Below are 1132 nucleotides of genomic sequence, written 5' to 3' on the forward strand. Positions count from 1 at the left end.
CCTTACTTGTGATTTATCATCTTCTCCGATAGTTTTAGATATTTCTAAAACTAACTTCCTAAAATTCTGATGAGATGAAGTAGGTTCATCAAGCAATGCTATTGATTTCCTAAGTAACGATTGCCAATTTTTGGGTAATAAGTCCTCATTCAAGAGATATTCTATAATCAGGTCTGATAATTTGTCGCCATTCCATTCTTCAAAAAAAATATTATCAGTAGTATATTTATTGGTAAATCCAGTTACTTCTTGCCTAACATTTGTTTGGATATCACCACCAAAGCACAAACAGATTACGACAGGTTTGTTTTTATGTTCAGGGGGGAGACGGTGTGGAATGTACGAATCTAAAATACTTTCTAATGAGGGGCGCAAAGTTTGATCAGTTGCACCACTATGCCAAGTAGATCGTGTTAAATTACCTGATTTCACAGAGAATAAATAAACGCATTCTTTATCCTGATTAATTTTACCAACGGCAGCAATATCAACTCCATATTCATTAGTGCCGCGAATTGGCCTTGCAAAGACATTAAGCCCCATTTGGCTCAATAAACTTGGTAGTATAACGTCAAGTTCACTGCGTTCTTTTAGTGAAGAAAGATATTGTTTAATTATTAATTTCATCTTCGATCCTTTCAATTCTGAATCTAAGCAAACGATAATTAAAGTTAAATGGATCGATTATATCCATATTTGGCATTTCAGATGAATAAGAGAACGTGTGCATAGGGGCTTCTGCCCTATGCGGTTTTTCATCTGGTGAGCTATACATATAGTAAATTGAGCTATTTCCATAAAGAATGTGTATGGTGTTAAACATATCTTCAAATATTGATTTAGGACCATTTTCTTTTGCCTTCTGCATTACTCTATCTGACATTTTCCAGTATAGATGTCTATTAATATCCGTGGTTTTTAATTCTTTTATAGAGTAAACTTGATCAAAGCCACTGACATAGTTCTTCATTCTAATTTCTAGATTGTGGATCAAGGTTATCAAAGAATTATCACCCTCTTTTTCTTTCCTGATTTCTAAATATTCTCCTAAATCACTTGGATAATTAATAAATAAGGGGTCGAATAAAAGAACCTCAAGTTTATTTTTTAATTGATTTGATGAGGTTAAGTA

At 33.0% G+C, this 1132-nt stretch carries 2 pseudogenes; both read right to left on the bottom strand.

The window, feature by feature from the left end:
- Positions 1–627, bottom strand: a pseudogene (locus tag NNN64_RS22790) (hypothetical protein); the annotation flags it as partial.
- Positions 611–1132 (bottom strand): annotated as a pseudogene (locus NNN64_RS22795) (phage head-tail adapter protein); the annotation flags it as partial. The pseudogenes NNN64_RS22795 and NNN64_RS22790, both read right to left, overlap by 17 nt.

This window comes from Citrobacter sp. Igbk 14 (assembly GCF_028069825.1).
Classification (GTDB): domain Bacteria; phylum Pseudomonadota; class Gammaproteobacteria; order Enterobacterales; family Enterobacteriaceae; genus Citrobacter.